The sequence below is a fragment of the Mesorhizobium sp. WSM4819 genome (assembly GCF_055811215.1).
Map to the genome: position 1 here is coordinate 1 of NZ_JBVVQO010000052.1, position 24,725 is coordinate 24,725.

Below are 24,725 nucleotides of genomic sequence, written 5' to 3' on the forward strand. Positions count from 1 at the left end.
ACAACTACACCAACGCCTTCGCCGGCAGCGTCATATGTTTAAAAACTGCTTCCCCTACTCCCCTACTCCCCTAGCTAGACCGAAATATCGATGACGCCGCAGTCGCCGGCGGCGCTGCCGAAGGCGACGCGGCGTTCCTCCTTGTCCCACATCATCGAGGTAATGGCGCCCTTGCCCGGTCGGCGCAGAAGCACCTCCTTGGCGTCCGCGAAACGCACCGCCATCACCATGCCGTCGTCATAGCCGACGGCGACGACATCCTGGCTCGGATGGCAGGCGACCGAGGTCGCCATGGCGTTGCCGCGCGTGCCGAGTTCCAGCGGCGCCTTGCCCATCGGCCCGTCCTTGCCCGAAAACGGCCAGACGATCGCCGCCGGGGCTCCGGAACTGGCCAGCCATTTTCCCTTGGGCGCCCACGACAGGCTTTTGACTTTACCGGGATAGCCGCTCATCCGCATGTGCTTGCCATCGGCGAGCTTCCAGCCATGCAGCGCGTTCTCCTGCATGGTGGTGACGAGGAAGGCGCCATCCGGCGAGAAGGTGATGCCGGTATGGGCGCCTGCCCATTCCAACTCGACTGGCTTGCCGTTCGCCGCCGGGAAATGCAGCGTCGCGCCATTGTAGCGGGCGACGCCGAAGCGCATCCCCTTGGGCGAGAACGCCAGCCCCTCGACCGAACGCGGATGCATGAATTCCTTGGTCTTGCCGTCGGAGAAACGCACGAAGGCGATCTTGCCCGAGGCATAGGCGATGGCGCCCTGTGGTCCGGCGGCAACGCTGGTGATCCATTTCTTCCCGGCGCTTGCCAATTCTGCCGCATTGCCGCCGGCGGTAACGGAAAAAATCTTGCCGTCCTCGCCGCCGGTGATCAGCCGGTCATTGGCCGCATCGTGGAAGGCGGCGAGAAGCCCGTCATTGGCCTGCGCCGTCTTGTGGCCATGGTCCAGCCGATGGACTGTGCCGTCGGCCAGTGCGAAATGCGGCACGTCGCCAAGGAAAACGGCGGCGATGCAATGTCCCTGGAGATCAAGCGGGGCGACTGTGGGCATGGCTATCGTGGTTCACGGCTGGACAAGATTGCAGGGGCGGCTTAGGCGGCTTACTCGACGTTTGCGGTTCCGGCAACCATGAGGATCTGCATCGAAACCACAATTGTGGCGACAGGCGATCGTCAAAGCAGTCCCTTGGCCCGCAGACCAGTTGCGAACGTGGCCAATGGCATCACCAAGGTCAAATCCTGGCCTTGGAGGCTCTCGGCAGCATACCTGGCATACCACCGTGCTGCCCGCTCGTTCTTGGCGTCGATGATGAGCAGGATGCCGCCGCCCTCACCTGCAAGCCGCAGGCAGCGCAACGCGGCGACGGCTAGCAGCTGACCTCCGAGCCCTTGCCCGGCGACGGCCCGGTCGGTTGCAAGCCGGCCAAGCTTGAAGCCGGAAACCTCGTGTCGCGCCAAGCCTTTCGTCATGGCGTCGGGCACTGCTTCATGAGCTACAGCGGAAGGGGCAATTGTATAGAAACCGAGGACCCGGTCCGAAGCCACGTTGTCGATTGCACAGAAGGTCTTGGCCGCGTTCTGATCGTGGCTCTGCCGTGCGAACCGCCGCAGAAAATTGTTCATCTGCGCATCACCGCAATCGAAAGAAGCCCGATCGTGCCGTTTCGCAATCGGCTCCTCGTGCCAGAACGGAAGCGTCACAGAGTATCCGGCAAGGCGGCAATCGCCGCTCGCAGCCTGGCATTGGGTTTCGGCGGGTTCTCAAGTAGGTCAAGGATGCGTGTGAAGTCGCGGTTGGAAACCCTCATCACCTCGGCAGCTTCGATCACTGCCTGCGCTTCGGGTACGATCTTGTCCAGGATGAAATCGGCCATGTCCTTGTGCGACAGCGCCGCAGCGCGGGCGATGATCGCCTTCTGCGCCGGTGGAATGCGCATCTGAAAACGTTCGGTTTTATTGTCGGCGGATCTGGACATGACCTGTCCTCTTTTGTGCCACTTACGTACACATGGTATGTGTACACAAGGCAATAATTAATCCTTATTCGGTCCGTTACGCCTGGCAGGCATCAAAACTCTTCTTCAGCCGCTCGGCGTCGAGTTCGCGGCCGATGAAGACCAGCCGGCTCTCGTGCTTCTCGCCGTCCTTCCAGGCGCGCTGGTGGTCGCCCTCGATGATCATGTGCACGCCCTGAATGACGTAGCGCTCGTCATCGCCTTTAAGCGCGATGATCCCTTTCAGACGCAGGATGTTAGGGCCTTCCATCTGGGTGATCTTCTCGATCCAGGGGAAGAATTTTTTCGGGTCCATCTCGCCGCCCCGCAGAGACACCGACTGCACCGTCACGTCATGGATATCGGACGGGTGCGCGTGATCATGGTGATGATGCCCGTCATGATCGTGATGATCATGGTCATGATGGTCATGGTCATGATGGTCGTGGTCGTCACGCGCCTCGAGGAAATGCGGATCGTTCTCCAGCGCCCGGGAAAGGTCGAAGGCGCCGCGGTCGATCACCTCGGACAGCGCCAGGCCGGCGCGCGTGGTGCGATGGATCCGGGCCGCCGGGTTGATCGCGCGGATCGTCGCCTCGACCTTGCTCAGTTCCTCCGGCGTGACGAGATCGGTCTTGTTGAGCACGACGACATCGGCAAAGGCGATCTGGTCCTCGGCTTCGCGGGAATCCTTCAGCCGCAACGGCAGGTGCTTGGCGTCGACCAGCGCCACCACCGCGTCGAGCCTGGTCTTGGAGCGCACGTCGTCGTCCATGAAGAAGGTCTGCGCCACCGGCACCGGATCGGCGAGGCCGGTCGTCTCGATCACGATGGCGTCGAAGCGGCCTGGCCGGCGCATCAAGCCCTCGACGACGCGGATCAGGTCGCCGCGCACCGTGCAGCAGACGCAACCATTGTTCATCTCGTAGATTTCCTCGTCGGATTCCACGATCAACTCGTTGTCGATGCCGATCTCACCGAACTCATTGACGATGACGGCGTAGCGCTTGCCGTGGCTTTCCGAAAGGATGCGGTTTAGCAGCGTCGTCTTGCCGGCGCCAAGATAGCCGGTGAGAACGGTTACCGGGATTTGTATCGTCTGTGCATCGCTCATGTTGGGCCTCGAAAAGGATTGTTGGCTCCATATAGGATGCACGCCGTGCTTTTGCACGTGGCAACCGATGGGCCAAACAGGTCGCCAACATTGCCGGGTTTTCCCAACATGCCGGGTTTTCATTGGCGTTGGCTGGCCTCACTGACTAGATAAGACCAAGCCAGCTTGCTCGACAGAAACCAAAAAGAGGCGTCGGATGTCCGACAAACCGTCCTCCTTGCCGTTGAGTCGGCGCCAGGCGCTTGGCCTCATTGCCGTTAGCGCGGTCGGCGGTGTCTTTCTGCCGGGCATCGCGCTGGCGCAGCAGGCCTCGCCCTATGCCGGGCTTGCCCTGTTCGATAGCGGCGCCGGCGTCTGCGCGATCACACCGGAAGCGACCGAGGGCCCGTTCTATTTCGACCCGAAGCTCGAACGCGCCGATATCACCGAAGGCAAAGCGGGCATTGCCCTCAATCTGCGGCTGCAGGTCATCGACGCAGGCTGCCGGCCGCTTGCCGGCGCGCGGGTCGATATCTGGCATTGCGACGCGCAAGGCCATTATTCAGGCTATCCGGGACAAGGCGACGGCCAGGATGTCGATACGTCAGGCCAGAGTTTTCTGCGCGGTTGGCAAAAGACCGATGACAGCGGCATCGTCTCGTTCGCCACCATCTATCCCGGCTGGTATCGCGGCCGCACCACCCACATCCATTTCAAAGTCTTCTCCAACGACAATTCGGTGATGAGCGGCCAGCTGTTTTTCCCCGACGGCCTGAGCGAACAGATATTCACTACTGTCGCGCCCTACACCGACCGGTCCGGCAAGCGGGATACGTCGAACGCCAGGGACGGTATCGCGCGGCGCGCCGGGCCGCTTTCGCAGGCGGCGCTGCGCGAGGTGGCGGACGCCTACCAGGCCTTGATGATCGTCGCGGTGAGGGCTGATTGAGACCCGCATCGGTGCGGCGCTCCTGCCGAACCCGACCACCTGCGCTGAAAAGTCGTTTGTCATCTAACTGAAATAAACATCTGGCATTAGCCTCGGCGGACACCGCATTGCTTGCCGGCAAAGCTGTTTTGCAAAGCCGGATCTTTTTTGATCGTCCATTGCCAACCGGGCGGCTGCCTCTATGCTGTCCACACCGGTTCGGCCGAAGAGGGATAGCCATGGCCAAGGCGGACAAGACTGCGACAATGAGCCGGCTGCATTCGGCGGCGCGGCTGGCGCGTACGGCACTCGCCGCGCGGCTTTTGGCGCACGGCTTCTATGCCGGCCAGGACCAGATCATGCTGGCGCTCGACCGTGAGGACGGGCAGACGCCCGGCAATCTTGCCGGTCGCCTCGGTGTTCGCCCGCCGACCATCACCAAGACCATCAACCGGCTGCAGGCGCAAGGCTTTCTGGAAAAACGCGCTTCTTCCGCCGATGCCCGCCAGGCCCATATCTTTCTGACCGACACTGGCCGCGAAATCATTCATGCCATCGAGAAATCGGTGAAGAAGACCGAGAAGCAGGCGCTGAAGGGGCTCGATAAAAAGGACCAGAAGGCGCTGTTCAAGCTGCTCGCCCGCGTTGAGGCGAACCTCTCGAACGGAGAGATGGTTCTCGTCGATGACGAGATCGACGCCGACGAATGATCCGCGGCTGACGCCATCAGGCAGCGGCTGCTGACGATCCATGCACCAATGCCGACCAGCGGCCCGGCGTGACACCGAACGCCTTCTTGAAGTGCCTGCTGAAATGACTTTGGTCGTTGAAACCGGCCGCTATTGCGATCTCAGCCAATGACTCGCTCGCTTCGATCAAGCCGCGTGCTCGTTGAAGCCGGCGCATCAAGAGAAAGCGGTGCGGACTGGTGGAGAAAGCGGCACGGAATTGCCGCGATAGGGCGTAGCGATCGAGCCCGGTGATCGCCTCTAGCTCGTCGGAACGGACGGTACGGAAAACATTTTCTTCCAGATAGTCGCGTGCCAGGCTGACAGCCCGCCACGCTGTCCTTGGGATCGGTTTCGCCGGCCGGCCTGAATGCCGTGCCAGGCTTCGCATCAATTGCGCAACGAAGTCGGCGACAAACAGATCGTCCAGCTTCTGGTCCAACGGCCCCAGCGCCGAAAGCAGCCGTGTGCGGAAAACAGGATCCGTCACCACGGCATTCCTGACGAAAGGCAGCGATGCGCCTGTCTGATCCAGGCAGTCCAGCACGATGGACGGCTCCAGATAAGCATCCTGTAACGCAAACCGTCTTCAGTGCCGGCGCCGCCATCGTGCAATTCGTCCGGATGGAGCACGATAATCTGGCCGGGCAGGCTGTGATGCGTCGCGCCGCGATACCGGAAAGTCTGGACGCCATGCAGCGTCACGCCGATGGCGTAGGTATCGTGACGATGGAGATCGAAGGCGCTGCCGTGGAACCGGGCCTCGATACGCTCCATTCCGACGCAATCGGGCGCCGAGATGACGCTGTTCTCAGCCGCGTCAACGCACAAACGTCCAAGACCCTGAAAGGCCTCGCCATCTAGACCGTGTGACATCACTTCATTCACAAACCTCGAATGGCAAATGTCTCATGTTCGACACGAAATTTGCAATCGTGCTGCAGGATAACCTTCCCGTCTGGCAAAAGCTCAACGTCACCGCGTTCCTGACCAGCGGCATCGTCGCGCAGTATAGCGACATCATCGGCGAACCCTATCGCGACCGCGCCGGCAATATCTATAATCCGCTCTCGATCCAGCCGATCATCGTGCTTTCGGCCGATCGCTCGACGCTCAGTGCGATCCACCGGCGGGCGCTGGAGCGCGGTGTGACGACCTCGCTCTACGTCGAGGAAATGTTTTCGACCGGCCACGACGCGGCGAACCGCGCCGTCTTTGCCGAGTTCGCACCCGACGATGCCAAGGTCGTCGGAATCGCGCTGCGCGCCGAAAGGAAGCTTGTCGACAAGATCACCAAGGGTGCCCGCATGCATCCCTGATGCATATCGACACTGGTTCATCCTGTTGACGCTCGGTGTCCTCGGTGCTCGTCATCGTCGCCAGCGGCTTTTATATCGTTCATCGCGAGCACCGGCTTCGCGTGCGCAACCGCGCTGCCCTCGACATCGAGGTGGATGCGCTGGCAAAAAAACTTTGATTTGTTTCGGAAGGGTGGCATAAGGCCGCGTTTAAACTGTTTAGACCATGATCCTGAAAACGGGCATCCGGTTTTCGCTGGAGATCATGGATCAGCTCTGGATCGTCGGGGGAGCGCAAGGCGCTGGCACAGAAGATCAAGCTTTCAACGATCGCGGATGCGCTCGGTGTGTCCACGGCCACGGTCTCGCTGGCCCTGCGCGACAGCCCGCTGGTTGCTGGAAACACCCGCGACCGCATCAAGGAACATGCCCGCGCCATCGGCTATATCTACAATCGCCGCGCCGCCAGCTTGCGCACCTCGCGTTCGGGCATCGTCGGCGTCGTCGTCCACGACATCATGAATCCCTTCTTCGCCGAGATCCTGCGCTCGATCGAAAGCGAGCTCGACCGCAGCCGGCAGACCTTCATCCTGTCGAACCATTACGACCAGCTCGAAAAGCAGCGCACCTTCATAGACACGCTGCTGCAGCTTGGCGCCGACGGCGTCATCATGTCGCCGGCCATCGGCACGCCGCCCGAAGACATCTTCATGGCCGAGGAAAACGGCCTGCCGGCGGTGCTGATCGCACGCACCGTCGAAGGCGCTGACGTGCCGGTGTTTCGTGGCGACGATGCCTATGGCACCGGGCTAGCCACCAACCATCTGATCTCGCTCGGCCATAAACGCATCGCCATGATCGGCGGCACCGACCAGACCTCGACCGGCCGCGACCGCTACCAGGGCTATCTCAACGCCATGGAGGCGGCAGGGCTGGAGGTCAGGCCGTCCTGGCGCATCCCCGGCCCGCGCACCAAACAGGCTGGCTTCGAGGCCGCCGGGCAGTTCCTGGCGCTGAAGGACAAGCCGACCGCGGCCTGCTGCTGGAACGACCTCGTCGCCATCGGCCTGATGAACGGCATTGCACGCGCCGGACTCGTGCCGGGCATTGACATATCCGTGACCGGCTACGACGATCTCGAGGAAGCAGCGATCGCGACGCCGGCGCTGACCACCGTGTGGAATGGCCAGCGTGAAGTCGGCCGCCGCGCCGCCAGCGCGCTGCTCGACAAGCTCAATGGGCAGATGGTGCGACCGTCGCAGGAACTGATCAAGCCGGAACTGCATGTGCGCCAGTCGACCGGCAAACCAGTGGAACGTGCATGACAAAAGCCGAACAGCAGCAAGCAGTCGCCATTCTGGTGCCGGGCCAATTCAACGACCACGCGGTCGGCCGCATCGACCGGACGTTCAGCCGTGTCTGGATCGAACGGCCTGATGCGTCGCTGGTCACCGACGAGATGCGCCGGACGGTGCGCGGCATTGCCGCCTTTGGCGGGATCAACGCAGCCCTCATCGACGCGCTGCCGAATCTCGAGATCATTGCCAATTTCGGCGTCGGCTATGATTCGGTCGATGCCCGTCACGCAGCGCAGCGCGGCGTCATGGTCACCAACACGCCGGATGTGCTGACCGAGGAGGTCGCCGATACGGCGATCGGGCTTTTGATCAACACCGTCCGCGAGCTGCCGCGCGCCGAGACCTGGCTGCGCGACGGCAGTTGGGCACGCAACGGTAACTATCCGCTAAGCCGGCTGACCTTGCGCGGCCGTCGTGTCGGTATTTTCGGCATGGGCCGCATCGGTCTCGCCATTGCGCGCCGGCTGGAGGCCTTTGGGCTGCCGATCGCCTACCATAACCGGCGCCAGGTCGAAGGCTTGCCCTACGAATACCACGGCACGCTGAAAGGCCTTGCCGAGGCGGTCGATACGCTGATCTCGGTGGCGCCCGGCGGCGCCTCGACGGAAAAGGCGGTCAACGTCGAGATCCTGTCGGCGCTCGGCCCGAATGGCGTCTTCGTCAACATCGGTCGCGGCAGCACGATCGACGAGGCAGCTCTTGCCGCAGCGCTTGCCGGCGGCACCATCGCCGCTGCCGGGCTCGACGTCTTCGCCGACGAGCCGAACGTGCCGCCGGCGCTGCTCGCCGCCCCCAACACTTCACTTTTGCCGCATGTCGGCTCGGCTTCGGAACATACCCGCCGCGCCATGGCCGATCTGTGCGTTGACAATCTGATTTCCTGGTTTTCGAAGGGGAGGGCGTTGACGCCGGTGCCGGAAACGGAAAAGCTCAAGGCGCGCAGCTGAGCGGCACGCTTTCCTATTTGTTAACCACGGTTTAACGCTTTGAAATCATCTTTATCTATCGCCAAATACCCGGAGAACGCAGATGAAAGCACTTGCTGCATTGATAGCGGTGGTCGCGCTGTTCGGCAGCGTTCAGCTGTTTCACAGCGGCGGAGGCGAAGGCCGCACAGCCGATGAGTCGACGCAGTCGCCCGGCGACTACCGGCTGGTGGCCAATGGCGACGAAGCGTCCTGCGCGGTCAAGCGCGGCACTGAGGTTGCGCATGGCCTGTCGCTGTTGACGGTCACTGCGAATTGCCACCGTGTCTTGCCCGGCATCGAGCGCGCGAAATTCTGGCGTGAGCAGGATGACGGCACGGTCACCTTCAGCGCGAACGGCATCGACCCGATCGTCACTTTCGGCGTCGCCGACGGCGACGGTTATGAATCCTACGCACCAGCCCTGCCGCTGCTGTCGCTGGCGGCCGGCAGCGATTGACGTTGACGTCCGACGAACTATTCCGCGGCGGCCCACGCGCCGGATTTCGCCGCGGCGTGCAGGCGCACCGCGTCGCCGAAGGCACGGAATATCCTTGCTGAGACGCTGTCCGACTTGACCCAGTATTCGGGATGCCACTGGACGCCGACGGCGAAAGCCCGGGCGTCGCGCACCGAAACCGCCTCGACCGTGCCGTCGCCTGCGACCGCCTCTATCTGCAGCTTCGGGCCGAGCCGGTCGATGGCCTGGCGGTGCACCGAATTGACCAAGATGTCGCCTGCCCCGAACACGCCGGCGAGGCAGCTTCCGGGCTTGATCGAAATGGTCTGGTGGATGGCGAAGCGTTCGTCCTGATTGTCGCTCGCCGGTGCCCGATGGTCCAGCGATCCCTCGCGCTCCTGGATTTCTGTGGCTAGCGTGCCGCCCAGCGCCACATTCATCTCCTGGATGCCGCGGCAGATGGCGAGCAGCGGCACGCCGCGCTCCACTGCCTTGCGGATCAGCGGCAGCGTCGTGGCGTCGCGGGCCGGATCGTAGGGGCCGTTGGCCTCGCTGGCATCGCCGCCATAGTGCGAGGGATGAACATTGGACTTCGAGCCGGTGATCATGACGCCGTCGACCGATGACAGGAGTTCATCGAAATCGAGCCGGTCGCCGAAGGACGGCACCAGCACCGGGAACACGCCGGCCGCCGAAAGCGCCGCCTCCAGATATTGCTGCGGAGCGGCATGCCAGGTGTAGTTGTCGAACTGGCGGACGTCGGTCGATATGGCGACAAGCGGCTGCTGCATTTTTGATCCGGGTCCATTCAGTGCAAGGATTGTTCTGCCTTTAAAATAGGCGATCCGAAGGCGCTTTGCCATGACAAGTTCGGCATGTCGCATGGGCCACGGAAGGGGCGTTAGACTTAAGTTGCAGGAGGTGCGTTCGCGCCGCGTATTTCGCGAAAACGCCGCCGGCAAAACCGGCTCCGATGGCTGGACTCGACTTCTTGCCCGTGTATTGTTTGCCGCGAAGCCGATCCGGGGCACAGAGCATCTCCCGAACGTCGGTCTGTTGATCCAATAGGGAGGACTTCATGGATCGTCGATCATTCATCCGCAAAGCCGGTGTGACCGGTGTCGGCGCTGCGGCGGCTACGGCGGCGCTTGCCGCGCCGGCTATCGCCCAAACCAATCCGAAAGTGACATGGCGCCTGGCGTCGTCCTTCCCGAAATCCCTCGATACGATCTATGGTGGCGCCGAGGTCTTTTCCAGGATGCTTTCGGAGGCGACCGACGGCAACTTCCAGGTCCAGGTCTTCGCCGCTGGTGAACTGGTGCCCGGCCTGCAGGCCGCGGACGCCACCACCGCCGGCACCGTCGAGGCCTGCCATACGGTGGCATATTATTATTGGGGCAAGGACCCGACATGGGCACTAGGTGCCGCGGTTCCGTTCTCGCTCAACGCGCGCGGCATCAATGCCTGGCATTACCACGGCGGCGGCATCGACCTGTTCAACGAGTTTCTCGCCACGCAGGGCCTTTTTGGCCTGCCGGGCGGCAACACCGGCGTGCAGATGGGCGGCTGGTTCCGCAAGGAGATCAACACCGTCGCCGACCTTTCGGGACTCAAGATGCGCATCGGTGGCTTTGCCGGCAAAGTGGTGGAAAGGCTCGGCGTCGTGCCGCAGCAGATCGCCGGCGGCGATATCTATCCAGCGCTGGAGAAAGGCACCATCGACGCCGCCGAATGGGTCGGCCCTTATGACGATGAGAAGCTCGGGTTCTACAAGGTCGCGCCCAATTATTATTATCCCGGCTGGTGGGAAGGCGGGCCGACCGTCCATCTGATGTTCAACAAGGCGAAATACGAGGAGCTTTCGCCGGCCTACAAGGCGCTGGTGCGCACCGCGGCGCAGGCCGCCGACGCCAACATGCTGCAGAAATACGACTTTCTGAATCCGGCGGCCGTGAGGCGACTGGTGTCCGCGGGCGCCAAATTGCGCCCGTTCAGCCCGGAAATCTTGGCAGCCTGCTCCGAAAAGGCAAACGAGGTCTATGCCGAGATGGAAGCCTCAAACGCGCCGTTCAAGAAGATATGGGACTCGATCAAGGCATTCCGCAAGGAGCACTATCTCTGGGCGCAGGTGGCCGAGTACAATTACGACACCTTCATGATGGTCCAGCAGCGCTCCGCCAAACTCTGACAACAGTTTAGTTCGGCGCCACGCGTTCTTCGGACGCGTGGCGCCGAAACGCTTTGATTTGCTGATCAGAGGGGCAGCACCAGCACCTTGACCTCGCCTGGCGCGGGCGGATTGGCGATCACCGCAGCCGCATCCTCAAGCGTCACCTGCCGGGAGATGAGCTTGTCGATCTCGATCGCACCCGAGGCGATGAGATCGGCAGCCCGGCGATGCGTAAACGGATTGAGGAACGACCCCAGCACCCTCAATTCCCGGAACAACAGGTCGAAAGGCTCGAATTCGGCCTTCATGCCTTGAGGCATCACGCCGACGACGACAACCGTGCCACCGGCCCTGGCGAGCCGCATCGATTGCTCGACCGTGTCCCTTACGCCGGCACATTCGAACACCACATCGACACCACCCGGCAGGAGGCCCGACGGACCGACGACCGTGTCGATGATGTCGCAAGCGGTTGGATCGACCGTCGCTGTTGCGCCCAATTCTTCTGCAAGGGCACGCCGCGAGGCCTGGCGCGTCGACAGGATGATTGTCGTCGCGCCGGCAAGCCTCGCCAGTTGCACGGTGAGCAGGCCGATCACGCCGCCGCCAAGCACGGCGACCGAGGAGCCGGGTCTGATCTGCGCCAGGTCCACGCCATGCAGGCAGCAGCCAAGCGGCTCGCAGAACGCGCCATGCGTCGGCCTCAGGTCTTTCGGGAGGAGGAAGGCATGCTTCTGAGGCAGCACGACATATTCGGCGAAGCCGCCGTCGCGGCGGATGCCGATGGCAACCAGATTATGGCACAGATTGATGCGACCGGCGTGGCAGTGCGGACAGTGCCCGCAGGCGATGTTGGGATCGCCGGTGACGCGATCGCCGACCGAAAAGCCGGACACGGCGGTTCCAATCGCCTCGACGATCCCGGAGAATTCATGTCCGAGCGTCACCGGCGGCGTACAGGGAAATTCGCCATGGAAAAGATGCCGGTCAGTGCCGCAGACGCCGCAGGCCTCGATCCGTACCAGGAGATCGTCCGGCCCGGCCACGGGCTTGTCGACCTCCCGAAGGGCGATGCTGCCGACGCCCTCCAGCCGCACCGCTTTCATGTCTGTAGAGCCTCCGGCGTCAATTGAAACTCGGTGGTTGGGACAGATTGGGCGCTGGCGCTGCCGGCTTGGCAGCCGGCGTTTCACCGAAATTCGGCGGCTGCGACAGATCCGGTGCAGGCGCAGTCGGCGCCGTGCCGCCATCCGCAGGCGGAACGCCGAGCGGCGACAGGCTCGGCGTTTCCGGCACCTGGTAGTCGATCGTGCCCGGGTCCGCAGCCGTGCCCTTGTAGTGCATCACCATTTGCGGGAAGGCGATGGTCAAGCCGATCATGATCACCTGGATGCAAACGAAGGGCACCGCCCCCCAATAGATCTGGCCGGTGGTTACCGGCGCGATCTTTTTGCCGGTGAGGCGATCGAGATAGGGCACCCGGGCGGCGACCGAACGCAGGTAGAACAGCGCGAAGCCGAATGGCGGGTGCATGAAGCTGGTCTGCATGTTGACGCCGAGCAGCACGCCGAACCAGATCAGGTCGATTCCGAGCTTGTCGGCGGCCGGCGCCAAGAGCGGCACTATGATGAAGGCGAGCTCGAAGAAATCGAGGAAGAAGGCGAGCAGGAAGACGAGGATGTTGACGCCGATCAGGAAGCCGATCTCGCCGCCCGGCAGCGAGGTCAGGAGGTGTTCGACCCAGATATGGCCGTTGACGCCGTAGAAAGTGAGCGAGAACACGCGCGCGCCGATCAGGATGAACAGCACGAAGGAGGATAGCCGCGTCGTCGACGCCAGCGCCTGCTTGATCACGTCCAGCGACAGCCGCCCCTTCATCGCCGCCATGATCAGCGCGCCGACAGCGCCCATGGCGCCGCCTTCGGTCGGCGTGGCGATGCCGAGGAAGATGGTGCCCAACACCAGGAAGATGAGCGCCAGTGGCGGGATCAGCACGATGATCACCTGCTGCGCCAGCCGCGACATCATGTTGATCTTCAGGCGCTGGTCGGCGATTGCCACGACATAGATGAGGATCACGCCGATGGTGGCGCCGAGGATGTCGGCGTTTTGGCCCTGCGAGGACGCCAGATAGCGATAGGCCGCGTAGGAAACCACGACTGCCGCCAGCACCGCGACCAGCAGCGACAGGACACCGTGGCCGAGGGTGCGGGCCTCCAGCGGCAGGGCCGGCATCGAGTTCGGCCGAATGATCGACATGATCACGATATACGTCGTGTAAAGGCCGGTCAGAACCATCCCCGGGATCAGCGCACCCGCATACATGTCGCCGACAGAGCGACCGAGCTGGTCGGCCAGAACGATCAGCACCAGCGACGGCGGAATGATCTGGGCGAGCGTGCCCGACGCGGCAATGACGCCGGACGCCACTCGGCGGTCATAGCCGTAGCGCAGCATGATCGGCAGCGAGATCAGGCCCATGGCGATGACGGAGGCAGCCACCACGCCCGTGGTTGCGGCAAGCAGCGCGCCGACGAAGATCACGGCATAGGCGAGGCCACCGCGGATCGGTCCGAACAATTGGCCGATCGTGTCGAGAAGGTCCTCGGCCATGCCCGATCGTTCGAGTACGATGCCCATGAAAGTGAAGAACGGGATGGCCAGCAGCGTGTCGTTCGACATTACCCGGCTGCCGTAGAAATTATCCGGCAGCGCGTGCAGCAGCGGCCAGGCGAGATTGATCGATCCGCCCGAATAGGGTGACAGCACAACACCGATGAAGAAGAACAGCAGGCCGTTGGCGGCGAGTGAGAAGGCGACCGGATAGCCGATCAGCAGGAAGATGACCAGCGAGGCGAACATGATCGGCGCCATGTTCTGGGCGATGAACTCGATCACGAGCGCACCTCTTCGGCGAGCGCCTTCGCTTCGAGTTCGGCCTGTTCATGCACCGATATGAACGGTGTGGGATCGTCCATGTCGCCGCGCATGATGGCGATCTTCTTGATGATCTCCGAGATGCCCTGCAGCGCGAGCAGGAAAAAGCCGGCCAGCAGAATCGCCTTCGCCGGCCAGATGATCAGCCCGCCGGAATTGTTCGACATTTCGCCGCTGTGAAACGACAGTGACACATAGGGGACGAAATAGATCACCATCAGCGTCACGAACGGCATCAGGAAGAAGAGATGGCCGAAAAGGTCGATCCAGTGCTGCACGCGGCGCGAGAACATACCGTAGACGATGTCGATGCGGATATGGTCGTTCTGCTTAAGCGTGTAGGCAGCGGCCAGCATGAAGGCGGCGCCGAACAAATACCACTGCAATTCCAGCCACGCGTTCGACGACATGTCGAACGTCTTTCGGATGACTGCATTGGCGGCACTGACCAGGATTGCCAGCAGGATCAGCCACGACACCCATTTGCCGATGAACTCGTTCACACGGTCAATCGTTCTGGATAGAGTGAGAAGCCCTGCCATACATTCCTCCCTTTACGCTTCGGCCCGAAAATCGGTGTCGATTTTCGGAAGGCACGATGCGTGACTCAAAGTATTAGCGACGCGCCGATTCCCGCTTGTTTTCCGCCGCTTCGATGTGGCCCAACGGTATGCCGTGCGTGGACCGGCGGGTCAACACAGGGCAGACCGAGTAAAACAATCTTGTGGCATGGGGAAGGGGCGAAACAGCCGCGGGAGGGATCATGCGCAAAAATCAAAGTGGCGTCTGCGGCTAGCGCTACCCAGGTTGGCGCAGTCAGACGATCTTGCTCTGGTCTCGCCCGGCGCCGATCAGCACCAGCATGGCGACGAGCAACAGGTACATCCAGGCGTCGCGCCACTCGACCGGGAAATAGCCGGCCCACAGCGATTCGGCCATGCCGAAAGCGGCAGCGCCAAGTGCTGCCCGCAACGGCGAGAGATAGCCGCCCACCGCCGTCACGAACAGGATTTTCAGCCCGTAGACCAGGCCGGAGCCGAAGCTGATGTTGCCATAGTAGAGGCCGGCGAGGATACCGGCCAGCGCCGCGCAAAGGCCGCCGGCGAGCACCGCGTGCCGAAACACCGCGCGCACGTCGACGCCGCACATGGCGGCGGCTTTGGGGTCGTCGGACACGGCGCGCCAGCGCCGGCCGAAACTCGAGCGGGCGAACGCCCAGGAGGCGAGCACAATGGTTGCCACGACGATCCCGCAGTCGAGCAATTGGATAAGCGTCAGGGTGGCATTGAAGTTGGCCCCGTTCGCAAAAATGATGGGCTGGGCCAGCATTGGCGGCAGCCACAGATCATGCGTGTCAGCGGCGATGCGGCTTGCCTCCGACAGCAGCAGCAATATGCCCAGCGTCGTCACCACGATCGCATTGGGCGTGCGGTCGGCCAGCGGCTCGAAGATGCTGCGCGACAGGACATGGCTGATCAGCCCCGCATACAGGAACGCCGCGACTATACCGAGCGCGACGGCCGCGAACAGGGTCAGCCACAGGGCCTGATAGCCGAAGGCCGCGGTGAGAATCATCGTCTGTCCGCAAAAGGCGAAGAGCGCCCCATAGGCGAGGTTCGTCCGGTGCAGGATGCCGTTGGTCAGCACATAGCCGAAGGCGAGCAGGGCATAGAGCGCGCCGGAATGCAGCCCGTTCAGCACCTGCTGGAAGAAATAGAGCATGCCAATGTCCTTGGATCGCGGAGAACCGCGTCCGTGCGAAGCAGATTTGCATCGGCAATCTAACTTGTCAAACGCAGCTTATCGGTTAGAAATGGCGCCCATGACGGTTTCCTGGACCCCGCACCGCTTCACTGGCGGCCTTCTTGCGCTCGACACGGCGAACACCGTCGTGCTGCGCGGCGATCCCCGGAAAACCTTCGACCGGTTCAAAGATCCGGCGGAGATCGCCCGTTTCGCCGACGCGGCAAGCGTCTTTCGCGCCGCCGAGCTTGGCGGCAGGCGGCTCGAAGCGCCGTTCCCGGGCAGGATCGCGCCGGTCGTGCTGGCGATCCGCGAGACGACCGACCGGCTGTTTCGTCGTGCGGTGTCGAAGGGCGCGGTCACTACAGGCGATCTGCCTGGCTTCCTGAAGGCCTGCGCCGACGGTCTCGCGGACGGCCGCACCGAGATCGGTGCGCCGGGACGGCCGTTCGGCGAGCCGGCGACGCCCATCGCCTTCGAGGCGGCACTGGCGGTTTCCGCACTGTCGCTGCTGCAGGCTGACACCGTCGCAAGGCTGAGGATCTGCCCCAATTGCAGCTGGTTGTTTCTCGACCGAAGCCGCAATTCCAGCCGTCGTTGGTGCGACATGGCGGTGTGCGGCAACCGCCAGAAGGCAAGTCGCCACTATCGCCGCCGAACGGCAGCCAGAGGGACCGCCAATGTCTAGGAAAATCTTGCGCCTGATCGTTGTCGGCGCCATGCTCGTGGCCGCGGCAACGCTCGGCGCCTGCCGCGATACCGGCAAGGACGGCGAAGGCAGATTGTTCGAGATTTCCGGCAGGCTGGTCGTCTTCAATTATCGCCTCGCAAGGGCAACCTTTGTCGTCACGCTGAGGCCGCTGCAGCCTATGGAGGAAGGACAGGTTGCGGTCGCCAGCTTCCAGAACCCAGCAGGCGGCGAGCCACTGATCGTCGAACAGAGAATTTGGCCGAAGCTCGGCAAGGTGTCGCTGGAGAGCCCGGCGCTTTCTTGCATCGTCAAGGACAAGCCCTATGCGATCTCGATCAGCATCAAGGATGCCAACGGTGCAATCCTCCAGAAGATCGACACCACGCTGATGTCGACGCAGGACCAATCGGTCCTGCCCGATCGGCCGCTGGTCATCGATCAGCTCTATACGCCCAATCCAGAGCTTGCCGGTCATCCGGACGGCAAGCTGCCGGGCGCGCCCAAGCCCGACTGTTCGAAGGCCGGCTGACGCAAACATCGCCGGTATCGGTCGCGGCCGGAATTTTCTTGGCGCTGACGGACCAATTGGTGCGCGTTTCTTACAGAATCGGGCGTGGACCGGATCGTTTGTTGCGCCTCGCCTGGCATCTTCGATTTTGTTTGACCTGCCCGGCAAGGGGAGAAACACTGCAGCCTCCAACTCCGACGTTGGCTGCGCTCGAACTGCGGCCTCCGCAGAGGAAATGCCTGATGACGCTGCATGATGTCGCGCTCGACGACAAGTTCGACCTGCGAAAGGAGCGCGTCTTCCTTTCCGGCGCGCAGGCGGTCATCCGCATGCTTTTGATGCAGCGCGAGCGCGACCGCCGGGCTGGCCTGAACACCGCTGGCTTCGTCTCCGGCTACCGCGGCTCGCCGCTCGGCGGCCTCGACATGCAGCTTTGGAAGGCCAGGAAGCAGCTCGCCCAGTCGGACGTCGTCTTCCAGCCCGGCCTCAACGAGGAACTCGCGGCCACCGCCTGCTGGGGATCGCAGCAGGCCGAATTGCTGGGTGAGGGCACGCATGACGGCGTCTTTTCGGTCTGGTACGGCAAGGGACCGGGCGTCGACCGCTCCGGCGACGTCTTCCGCCATGCCAATCTTGCCGGCTCGTCAAGACATGGCGGCGTGCTCGCCCTGATGGGCGACGACCACATGGCCGAATCCTCGACCAACGCGCACGCGACCGAGTTCCTGTTTGTCGACACCATGGTGCCGATCCTCAATCCGGCCGGGGTCCAGGAGATCATCGACTATGGGCTCTATGGCATTGCCATGTCGCGCTTCGCCGGCACCTGGGCGGCGATCAAATGCGTCAAGGACAACATCGAATCGACGGCTTCGGTCGATGCCGCGCTCGAACGGCTTGATATCGTCGTCCCGGACTTCGAGATGCCGCCCGGCGGCCTCAACATCCGCAACGAGATCGACATGCTCGGCCAGGAGGAGCGACTGCATGAATACAAACGCGCCGCCGCTTCGGCCTTTATCCACGCCAACGGGCTGAATCGGATCGTCTATTCCGGCGGCAGTGGCCCGAAGCTTGGCATCGTCACCGTCGGCAAGAGCTATCTCGACGTTCGCCAGGCGCTGGAAGACATCGGCGTCGACGAAGCCGCCGCCAACCGCATCGGTATCAGGCTGTTCAAGGTTGGCTGCCCGTGGCCGCTCGACCTGCAGCACATCGCCGACTTCGCTCGCGGACTCGACACCATCGTCGTCGTCGAGGAGAAACGCTCGCTGATCGAGGTGCAACTGCGCGAGAACCTTTACGGCACCGCCATGCACCCGGTCATCGTCGGCAAGAGAGACGAGCGCGGCGACGGGCTGTTCCCGGCCAAGGGCGCGCTCGATCCCAACGACATCGCCATCGCGCTCGGCGAGAGAATCTTGCGGACGATCGGTCCGTCGGACGAGATCGCCGCGCGGGTGGCGAAACTTCGCCAGTTCCAGGCGATGCTCGCCGAGACAACAGACATTGCCTCGCGCACGCCCTTCTTCTGCTCCGGCTGTCCGCACAATTCCTCGACCAAGGTGCCCGACGGCTCGCTCGCCGCCGCTGGCATCGGCTGCCATTTCATGGCGCTGTGGATGGATCGCGACACCGTAGGTTTCACCGCCATGGGCGGTGAGGGCGCGCAATGGGTCGGCCAGGCGCCGTTCTCGAAGCGCGACCACATCTTCCAGAATCTCGGCGACGGCACCTACAACCACTCCGGCGCGCTGGCGATCCGCTTCGCGCTGTCGACCGACGCCAACATCACCTACAAGATCCTCTACAATGACGCCGTCGCCATGACCGGCGGCCAGCCGCACGAGGGTGGCCTGACCGTGGACATGATTGCCAGGCAGGTGCGGGCCGAGGGCGTCGGGCGGATCGCCATCGTCACCGACGAACCGGCCAAATATACCGGCAAGGTCGAATTCCCCGCCGGCGCCACCATCCATCACCGCGACGACCTCGACCTCGTGCAGCGCGAATTGCGCGCGGTCAGAGGCACATCCGTGCTGATCTACGACCAGACCTGCGCCGCCGAAAAGCGCCGCCGCCGCAAGCGCGGCACCTTCCCCGATCCCGACAAGCGCGTCTTCATCAACGAACTGGTCTGCGAAGGCTGCGGCGATTGTGGGGTGCAGTCGAATTGTGTGTCGATCCAGCCGGTCGAGACCGAATTCGGCCGCAAGCGCAAGATCGATCAGTCGAGCTGCAACAAGGATTTCTCCTGCATCAACGGCTTCTGTCCGTCCTTCGTCACCGTGCATGGCGCCAAGATCAGGAAGGCCGAGGGTATGGCCGGCACCACCGATCCGCTCGACGGCGTGCCCGCGCCCGCGGAATTCCCGCTCGGCGACCAAGGCTGGGCGGCGATCATCGACGGCGTCGGCGGCACCGGCGTCGTCACCATCGGCGCGGTGCTTGGCATGGCGGCTCATCTCGAAGACAAGGGCTGCGGCATGATCGACATGGCCGGCCTTGCCCAGAAGGGCGGCTCGGTGTTCACCCATGTCCGCATCGCGCGCAGCCCGGACGATATCCATGCCATCCGCGTTTCGGCCGGCAAGGCAGACCTTGTGCTTGGCTGCGACCTCGTCGTGTCGGGCGCCCAAAAGGTGCTCGCCGCGGTGCGCGAAGGCCACACGATCTTCCTCGCCAACACCGCGGAGATCATGCCCGGCGAGTTTACCCGGTCGGCCGATTTCTCGCTGCCCGTTGAGCGGCTGAAAAAGGCGATCCGCACTGCCGCCGGCGACGACAAGGCGCATTTTTTCGATGCCACCCGCACCGCCACCGCGCTGTTCGGCAGCTCGCTCGGCGCCAACATGTTCATGCTCGGCTTCGCCTTTCAGCATGGCGGCTTGCCGCTGTCTGCCGAGGCAGTCGAAAAGGCGATCGAGCTCAACGGCCAGTCGGTGGCGATGAACGTCTCAGCCTTCCGCTGGGGCCGCCGCGCCGCCCACCAGCCGGATTTCGTGCGCGCCCTCGTCGTCCAGCCGGGCACGGCTGCACAGAACACCGCTGTCGCCGAGACGCTCGATGACGTCATTGCCCGCCGCGTCGCCTTCCTCACCGCCTATCAGAACGCCGCTTATGGCAAGCGCTATGCCGACAGAGTGGCCGTGCTGCGCAAGGCCGAAGCCAGCGTGGCGCCCGATTCGACTGATGTGACCGAAGCCGCCGCGAGGAACCTGTTCAAGCTGATGGCGATCAAGGACGAATACGAGGTGGCAAGGCTCTACACCGATGGCTCCTTTGCCGCTGAACTGGGCAAGCAGTTCCAGAGCTACGACAAACTCGAATTCCATCTCGCGCCGCCGATCATGGCCAGGCGCGGCAAGGACGGCAAGCCGAGGAAGTCGAGCTTCGGTCCCTGGATGATGAAGGGGTTCCGCCTGCTGGCAGCGATGAAAGGCTTGCGCGGCACGGTCTTTGATGTGTTCGGCTACAGCTCCGAAAGGCGTATGGAACGGCAGCTTCTTGCGCAGTACGAGGCCGACCTGGAGCTTGTCGCCGGCGCGCTGGTGCCAGGCAAGGTCGAGGCCGCGGCAGCGCTTGCCTCAGTGCCGGCGCTCATTCGCGGCTATGGTCACGTCAGGCGGGCCAGCGCCGAAAAGGCCGCCGGCGAGCGCCTGAGGCTGGTCGATCGCCTGGCGAAGACACCGGCTCGGCCGGAACTCCAGGCCGCCGAGTGATCGATGTCTTGTTTACCTGAAGGGTAGCTTCCCTGGCGTTAGCCGACCTGATGGTGAGGCCCGGAACCGCCTCTCTAAATCTTTCTTAAGGCTGATGTGACACAGCTTGCCTCCCCAGGGTGGGACTCAGGCGTGAATCTGAAAAGAAAAAACGAGATCCCGGTCGACGTCTACATTCCGTTCGTGGAAACTCTGTTCCGCGACAGCCTGACGCTTTCGATTGGATTCTTTGCCCAAACCCTGCTGGTCGCGCTGGTCTACTGGAAGACCAGGGATCCGATCTATATTGCGGTGGTCGCCGGATTTCTGATCGTCGCATTTCTGCGCCTGCGTAACATCAGAAAATACCGCCACGCCCCGTCACCCAGGAATTGGGAGGAGGCGCGCCGCCGCGAAAATGATTACATTTTCTACGGCTCCATGCATGGTTTAATGCTGGGCGCCTTCTGTTTCGCCGGCATCTACTTGGCGCATGACAACTATGCCGAAATCGCCGCTGTCTGCGTTACGCTGGCGTCCGCCACGGCGATCGCCGGCCGCAATTACGGCTCCCCGAGGATGGTCATGATCTTCATCATGACCATGACGTGGTCGATCTCGCTGGGCTTTATCCTGCGTGGCGATGTCTACCATGTGATCCTCGGTCTGATGTCGGCTCCCTTCCTATTCGCGATCAAACGCTTCGCCGATGTGGTCAGGGAGGTGCTTTTCGCCGCTTTGTCCGAAGAGAAGAAGGCGAACCGTCTCGCCCAGCGCTTCAATCGGGCGCTGAACACCATGTCGCACGGGCTTGTCATGCTCGGCCCTGACGGCCGGGTGGTGGTGGCCAACGCCGAAGCCGCGCATCTGATGTCGCTCAAGTCGCCCGACGCGCTGCTCGGGCGATCGATCCACGGCCTGCTGATGCGCGGCGTTGCCGGCGGCATGCTGGCGCCGAAGGACTGCCGCTACATCGAAGCCCAGCTTACGCGCGCCCTGCGCGAGGGCCGCGACCGCAAGGTTCTCGTCTCGCTCGCGAACGGGCAGCACTATGAGTTCTCGGCGCGTGAGGGCAGCCAGGAACTGGGCGTCATCACCTTCGAGGATGTGACGGCCCGCGTCGAGGCAGAAGGCAAGATCCGCTTCATGGCGCGCTACGATAGCCTCACCGGCCTGCCCAACCGCGCCTATTTCCACGAGCTGATCGGAGAGGCCATGGCATCCGGTGACCTCGAGCGTCTCTGCGGGCTCGCCGTGCTCGACCTCGACGACTTCAAGAGCGTCAACGACACGCTTGGCCACCCGGTCGGCGACGGATTGATCTACGCCGTCGCGGAGCGGCTGGCAGCGATCGCCGGACCAGGCGTCACCATCAGCCGTTTCGGCGGCGACGAGTTCATGGCCTTCTTCGACCGCGTTGAGGACGAGAGCCACCTGACCAGCCAAATCGACGGGATTTTCATTGAACTGCAGGGCGAGGTCGACGTCGCCGGCCACGGACTGCGTATCCAGGCCAGCGGTGGCGCGGTGCTGTCGCGGGTCAGGGATACCGATGTCGACGCCATGATCGTCAAGGCGGACCTGGCGCTCTACAAGGCCAAGGAACTCGGCAAGAACACCTGGCGGCTGTTCGAGGCATCGATGGATGCCGCTTTCCGCAGCCGTCAGCTGATGAAGGCGGATCTGCGCACTGCGGTGGAAAGCAAGGGGTTGCGGGTGGTTTACCAGCCGATCGTGGCGATGAGCACGATGCGCATAGCCAGCTGCGAGGCGCTGTGCCGTTGGGACCACCCCGATCTCGGACCGATCTCGCCCAGCATCTTCATTCCGCTGGCGGAGGAAATGGGCATCATCTCCGAGATCAGCACCTTCGTCCTGCATGCAGCGTGCATCGAATGCGCCAAATGGCCAGCACGGACCAGTGTCTCGGTCAATCTCTCGGCCAAGGACTTTCGCAACCGCGACGTTGTGCAAAAGGTTCGCGATGCGCTCGCCAGCTCCGGCCTCGCCGCCGGCCGTCTGGAGATCGAGGTCACCGAGACGGCGCTGCTCGACGACAAGTCGCTGACGCGTCAGTATATCGAGGAATTGAAGCGGCTTGGCGTGCGCATCGCGCTCGACGATTTCGGCACCGGCTATTCGAGCCTGAGCTATCTCCACAAACTGCCGCTCGACAAGATCAAGATCGACCGTTCATTCCTGATGGACGTCACCCAGAACAGCCGTTCGCTCGAACTGCTCAAGGGCATCGTCAATCTGTCACGGCCGCTGGGGCTTTCGGTGACTGTCGAGGGCGTCGAGACTTTCGAGCAGCTCAAGATCCTGGCCTTGCAGGTCAAGCCGGACCTGGTTCAGGGGTTCCTGTTCGGCTCGGCGCTCAGCGCATCCGGCATCGAAACGATGGCGAGTACGGTCTGGCCCTTCGCCAAGGACATCAAGACGGCCAGCGAGGCGACGCATCGCTGAATTCGCCGGAAGACCTGGTACTTCAGTATAATTCTGCCGATTATTAACCTTAATAGCCGGTAAATGATTTCTATCTTGTTTTCATCTTTACATCATACGGCCCTATCGTAGTGTTGATCGCGGCGGCAGTTGCGGGGAACGAGTTGATGATTGTCGAGTTGACTTCGCCTCGCCAGGCGGCGGGTGCGGACGGGACTAATGCGTCTGACGATATGTCCGGCTTTGCCAGGAACGTCTCGGCGATGCTCGAGCGGACGGAATATCGCCGCTGCGACAAGGGCGAAGATCTCGAAGACATTTACAGGTTGCGCTACAAATCTTACCGTCTGAGCGATATGGTCCCGGAGAATCCCGACCATATTGTGCATGACGAGCTCGACGAAGCGGCCAATTGCTCCAAGTTCGGAATCTATATCGACGGCGTTCTGGTCAGTACGCTGCGTATTCACCATGCCTGCAGCGCCACGCCGCAGTCGCCTTCCACGACGGTTTATGGCGACATATTGCGCCCCATGCTGGCGTCTGGTCTGCATTTTGCCGATCCCAGCCGCTTTGCCGCCGATCCGGACTGGTCGCGGGTCCATCCGCAAATTCCGTATCTGACGCTGCGCCTCGCTGGCATGGCATGCTTCTACTTCGACGCGCCTTATTGTCTCTCCACCATCCGCCCGGAACATGCAGGCTTCTATCGTCGCATTTACTGTTCCGAGCAAATTGGCGAGTTACGCAATTATCCGGGCCTGAATTACAAGGTCGTGCTCTACCGAGCCGACGTCAGCGCCATTCGCGAACGGTCTTTCTCCCGGTTCCCATTCTTCCGGTCGACGCCGATGGAACAGCGCATGCTGTTTGAGACACCTGGTGCCGGTGAACTCGCGCCGCTGACCATTCTGCCGACCGCCAAATACTACCGCGAAGCCGCCTGACAATTGGCAAATTTAAAGCGCGGCTGGAACTTTCAGGCCGCTTCTGGTTTCTGGGAGGCGCGCCGGTGGTGCGTGGGCGACGTCAATCTGCGTCGCTTCGGCGGAAATTCTATAGAGAGGAACCCGACATGACCATTCCCACGCTCGCGCTCACTCCGTTGATCTCGCTGATTGCCGGCGTGCTGATCCTGGTGATGCCGCGACTCCTCAACTACATCGTCGCGCTCTACCTGATCGTCGTCGGCCTGCTTGGGCTGTTTCCGCAACTCGCCGGCTGAAAAATGTCGGCAGGCGCGGTAGCCGGAAAGCAAGCGCGAGGGCGGCAGCCGCGAGCGCCTCCGAAACGAAATCCTGCATCTGGCGGCTCCAATTTTCTTTTGAGGCTGTTGTCTCCAGCGATGCGGCAATAGCGCCATTGCCCTCGGCCTGGCTTTTCGCTATGTGCCTGAAAGATGTCTTCGAAGGGGTATTCCTATGGCTGATCACTCGCCGACCGGTCCTGTCGAACTAGGCGCGAAGATGGACTATGCCGAGCACGACCGCACCTATGCCGGCTTTATCATGCTCGCCAAATACGGGTCGCTGTTTTGCGCCGCCGTGCTTCTGGCAATGGCTTTCGGTTTCTTTGCGGGCGGCTTCTTCTCGGGCTTTGTCCTGTTCGTTCTGATCCTCGCCGTCGGCGCTTTCATTCTCCGGTAAATTCTTCAAAATCCCCTTGCCCGCGACATCGCCGGAAGTTCGGTCGGCGTCCTGCGCAGACA

Annotated in this window: 23 protein-coding genes and 2 pseudogenes; 15 read left to right on the forward strand and 10 right to left on the reverse strand. The window is 62.5% G+C overall.

Annotated features, from left to right (window positions below; genetic code table 11):
• Positions 1-74: 74 nt before the first annotated feature.
• The 4 genes from AC0L18_RS29885 to AC0L18_RS29900 all read right to left on the reverse strand — a co-directional run bounded on the left by AC0L18_RS29885 (position 75) and on the right by AC0L18_RS29900 (position 3,106).
• A complete protein-coding gene (locus AC0L18_RS29885; RefSeq protein WP_473495374.1) occupies positions 75-1,049 on the reverse strand; it encodes a WD40 repeat domain-containing protein in 975 nt (324 codons plus the stop codon).
• 122 nt (positions 1,050-1,171) lie between these two features.
• On the reverse strand, positions 1,172-1,699 hold the full coding sequence (locus AC0L18_RS29890; protein WP_473495375.1) for a GNAT family N-acetyltransferase: 528 nt from the start codon (positions 1,697-1,699) through the stop codon (positions 1,172-1,174).
• On the reverse strand, positions 1,696-1,974 hold the full coding sequence (locus AC0L18_RS29895; RefSeq protein WP_473495376.1) for a type II toxin-antitoxin system TacA family antitoxin: 279 nt from the start codon (positions 1,972-1,974) through the stop codon (positions 1,696-1,698). The genes AC0L18_RS29890 and AC0L18_RS29895 overlap by 4 nt, the downstream gene beginning before the upstream one ends.
• 76 nt (positions 1,975-2,050) lie before the next feature.
• A complete protein-coding gene (locus AC0L18_RS29900; protein ID WP_473495377.1) occupies positions 2,051-3,106 on the reverse strand; it encodes a CobW family GTP-binding protein in 1,056 nt (351 codons plus the stop codon).
• Between the two features lie 196 nt (positions 3,107-3,302).
• Here AC0L18_RS29900 and AC0L18_RS29905 point away from each other — a divergent pair, with 196 nt between their 5' ends.
• Together AC0L18_RS29905 and AC0L18_RS29910 are read left to right on the forward strand one after the other, a co-directional pair.
• On the forward strand, positions 3,303-4,034 hold the full coding sequence (locus AC0L18_RS29905) for an intradiol ring-cleavage dioxygenase (protein WP_473495378.1): 732 nt from the start codon (positions 3,303-3,305) through the stop codon (positions 4,032-4,034).
• A gap of 218 nt (positions 4,035-4,252) precedes the next feature.
• Positions 4,253-4,723, forward strand: coding sequence for a MarR family winged helix-turn-helix transcriptional regulator (locus AC0L18_RS29910; protein ID WP_023796815.1), 471 nt, complete (start codon positions 4,253-4,255; stop codon positions 4,721-4,723).
• 16 nt (positions 4,724-4,739) lie between these two features.
• Here the strand turns inward: AC0L18_RS29910 and AC0L18_RS29915 are convergent.
• Positions 4,740-5,617: pseudogene (locus AC0L18_RS29915) on the reverse strand (AraC family transcriptional regulator).
• A gap of 35 nt (positions 5,618-5,652) precedes the next feature.
• Here AC0L18_RS29915 and AC0L18_RS29920 point away from each other — a divergent pair.
• The 5 genes and pseudogenes from AC0L18_RS29920 (at position 5,653) to AC0L18_RS29940 (ending at position 8,822) form a co-directional block, all read left to right on the forward strand.
• The gene (locus AC0L18_RS29920) at positions 5,653-6,060 is read left to right on the forward strand and encodes a DUF2000 family protein (protein WP_473495379.1); all 408 of its coding nucleotides are present in this window, start codon (positions 5,653-5,655) and stop codon (positions 6,058-6,060) included.
• 50 nt (positions 6,061-6,110) lie between these two features.
• A pseudogene (locus AC0L18_RS29925) lies at positions 6,111-6,218 on the forward strand (EamA/RhaT family transporter); the annotation flags it as partial.
• Between the two features lie 123 nt (positions 6,219-6,341).
• Positions 6,342-7,364, forward strand: a complete 1,023-nt coding sequence (locus AC0L18_RS29930; RefSeq protein ID WP_023796812.1) for a LacI family DNA-binding transcriptional regulator — start codon at positions 6,342-6,344, stop codon at positions 7,362-7,364.
• Entirely contained in the window at positions 7,361-8,344 is a 984-nt protein-coding gene (locus tag AC0L18_RS29935; RefSeq protein WP_473495380.1) for a 2-hydroxyacid dehydrogenase, read from the forward strand. The genes AC0L18_RS29930 and AC0L18_RS29935 overlap by 4 nt, the downstream gene beginning before the upstream one ends.
• An 82-nt stretch (positions 8,345-8,426) precedes the next feature.
• On the forward strand, positions 8,427-8,822 hold the full coding sequence (locus AC0L18_RS29940; protein ID WP_419695743.1) for a hypothetical protein: 396 nt from the start codon (positions 8,427-8,429) through the stop codon (positions 8,820-8,822).
• A 17-nt stretch (positions 8,823-8,839) separates the two neighbouring features.
• Here AC0L18_RS29940 and AC0L18_RS29945 read toward each other — a convergent pair whose 3' ends face one another.
• Positions 8,840-9,613 carry a gamma-glutamyl-gamma-aminobutyrate hydrolase family protein gene (locus tag AC0L18_RS29945; protein ID WP_473495381.1) on the reverse strand — a complete coding sequence of 258 codons (774 nt, stop codon included), beginning with the start codon at positions 9,611-9,613 and terminating at the stop codon, positions 8,840-8,842.
• 287 nt (positions 9,614-9,900) lie between these two features.
• Here AC0L18_RS29945 and AC0L18_RS29950 point away from each other — a divergent pair, with 287 nt between their 5' ends.
• Complete coding sequence (locus tag AC0L18_RS29950) at positions 9,901-11,010, forward strand: TRAP transporter substrate-binding protein (protein ID WP_287246683.1); 1,110 nt, start codon at positions 9,901-9,903, stop codon at positions 11,008-11,010.
• 65 nt (positions 11,011-11,075) lie between these two features.
• On the opposite strand, the gene AC0L18_RS29955 is transcribed toward AC0L18_RS29950, so the two are convergent.
• The 4 genes from AC0L18_RS29955 to AC0L18_RS29970 all read right to left on the reverse strand — a co-directional run bounded on the left by AC0L18_RS29955 (position 11,076) and on the right by AC0L18_RS29970 (position 15,651).
• Positions 11,076-12,098 carry a zinc-dependent alcohol dehydrogenase family protein gene (locus AC0L18_RS29955; protein ID WP_473495382.1) on the reverse strand — a complete coding sequence of 341 codons (1,023 nt, stop codon included), beginning with the start codon at positions 12,096-12,098 and terminating at the stop codon, positions 11,076-11,078.
• 19 nt (positions 12,099-12,117) lie between these two features.
• Positions 12,118-13,890: a TRAP transporter large permease gene (locus tag AC0L18_RS29960; RefSeq protein WP_473495383.1), complete on the reverse strand. Its 1,773-nt coding sequence runs from the start codon at positions 13,888-13,890 to the stop codon at positions 12,118-12,120.
• Entirely contained in the window at positions 13,887-14,471 is a 585-nt protein-coding gene (locus AC0L18_RS29965) for a TRAP transporter small permease subunit (RefSeq protein WP_287239047.1), read from the reverse strand. The genes AC0L18_RS29960 and AC0L18_RS29965 overlap by 4 nt, the downstream gene beginning before the upstream one ends.
• Positions 14,472-14,745: 274 nt before the next feature.
• On the reverse strand, positions 14,746-15,651 hold the full coding sequence (locus AC0L18_RS29970; protein ID WP_473495384.1) for a branched-chain amino acid ABC transporter permease: 906 nt from the start codon (positions 15,649-15,651) through the stop codon (positions 14,746-14,748).
• A gap of 100 nt (positions 15,652-15,751) precedes the next feature.
• Here AC0L18_RS29970 and AC0L18_RS29975 point away from each other — a divergent pair, with 100 nt between their 5' ends.
• From AC0L18_RS29975 to AC0L18_RS30005, 7 genes are all read left to right on the forward strand, one after another.
• Positions 15,752-16,360: a CGNR zinc finger domain-containing protein gene (locus AC0L18_RS29975; protein ID WP_473495385.1), complete on the forward strand. Its 609-nt coding sequence runs from the start codon at positions 15,752-15,754 to the stop codon at positions 16,358-16,360.
• A complete protein-coding gene (locus AC0L18_RS29980) occupies positions 16,353-16,892 on the forward strand; it encodes a hypothetical protein (RefSeq protein WP_473495386.1) in 540 nt (179 codons plus the stop codon). The genes AC0L18_RS29975 and AC0L18_RS29980 overlap by 8 nt, the downstream gene beginning before the upstream one ends.
• A 221-nt stretch (positions 16,893-17,113) precedes the next feature.
• Positions 17,114-20,593 (forward strand): indolepyruvate ferredoxin oxidoreductase family protein, encoded by a 3,480-nt coding sequence (locus AC0L18_RS29985; RefSeq protein WP_473495387.1) that lies wholly within the window; start codon positions 17,114-17,116, stop codon positions 20,591-20,593.
• Positions 20,594-20,725: 132 nt separating this feature from the next.
• Positions 20,726-23,038: a putative bifunctional diguanylate cyclase/phosphodiesterase gene (locus AC0L18_RS29990; RefSeq protein ID WP_473495388.1), complete on the forward strand. Its 2,313-nt coding sequence runs from the start codon at positions 20,726-20,728 to the stop codon at positions 23,036-23,038.
• A gap of 146 nt (positions 23,039-23,184) precedes the next feature.
• The gene (locus AC0L18_RS29995; RefSeq protein ID WP_473495389.1) at positions 23,185-23,964 is read left to right on the forward strand and encodes an N-acyl amino acid synthase FeeM domain-containing protein; all 780 of its coding nucleotides are present in this window, start codon (positions 23,185-23,187) and stop codon (positions 23,962-23,964) included.
• Between the two features lie 128 nt (positions 23,965-24,092).
• Positions 24,093-24,242 (forward strand): DUF3096 domain-containing protein, encoded by a 150-nt coding sequence (locus AC0L18_RS30000; RefSeq protein ID WP_023796799.1) that lies wholly within the window; start codon positions 24,093-24,095, stop codon positions 24,240-24,242.
• 196 nt (positions 24,243-24,438) lie between these two features.
• Positions 24,439-24,663, forward strand: coding sequence for an aa3-type cytochrome c oxidase subunit IV (locus tag AC0L18_RS30005; protein WP_023796798.1), 225 nt, complete (start codon positions 24,439-24,441; stop codon positions 24,661-24,663).
• Positions 24,664-24,725 lie beyond the last annotated feature (62 nt).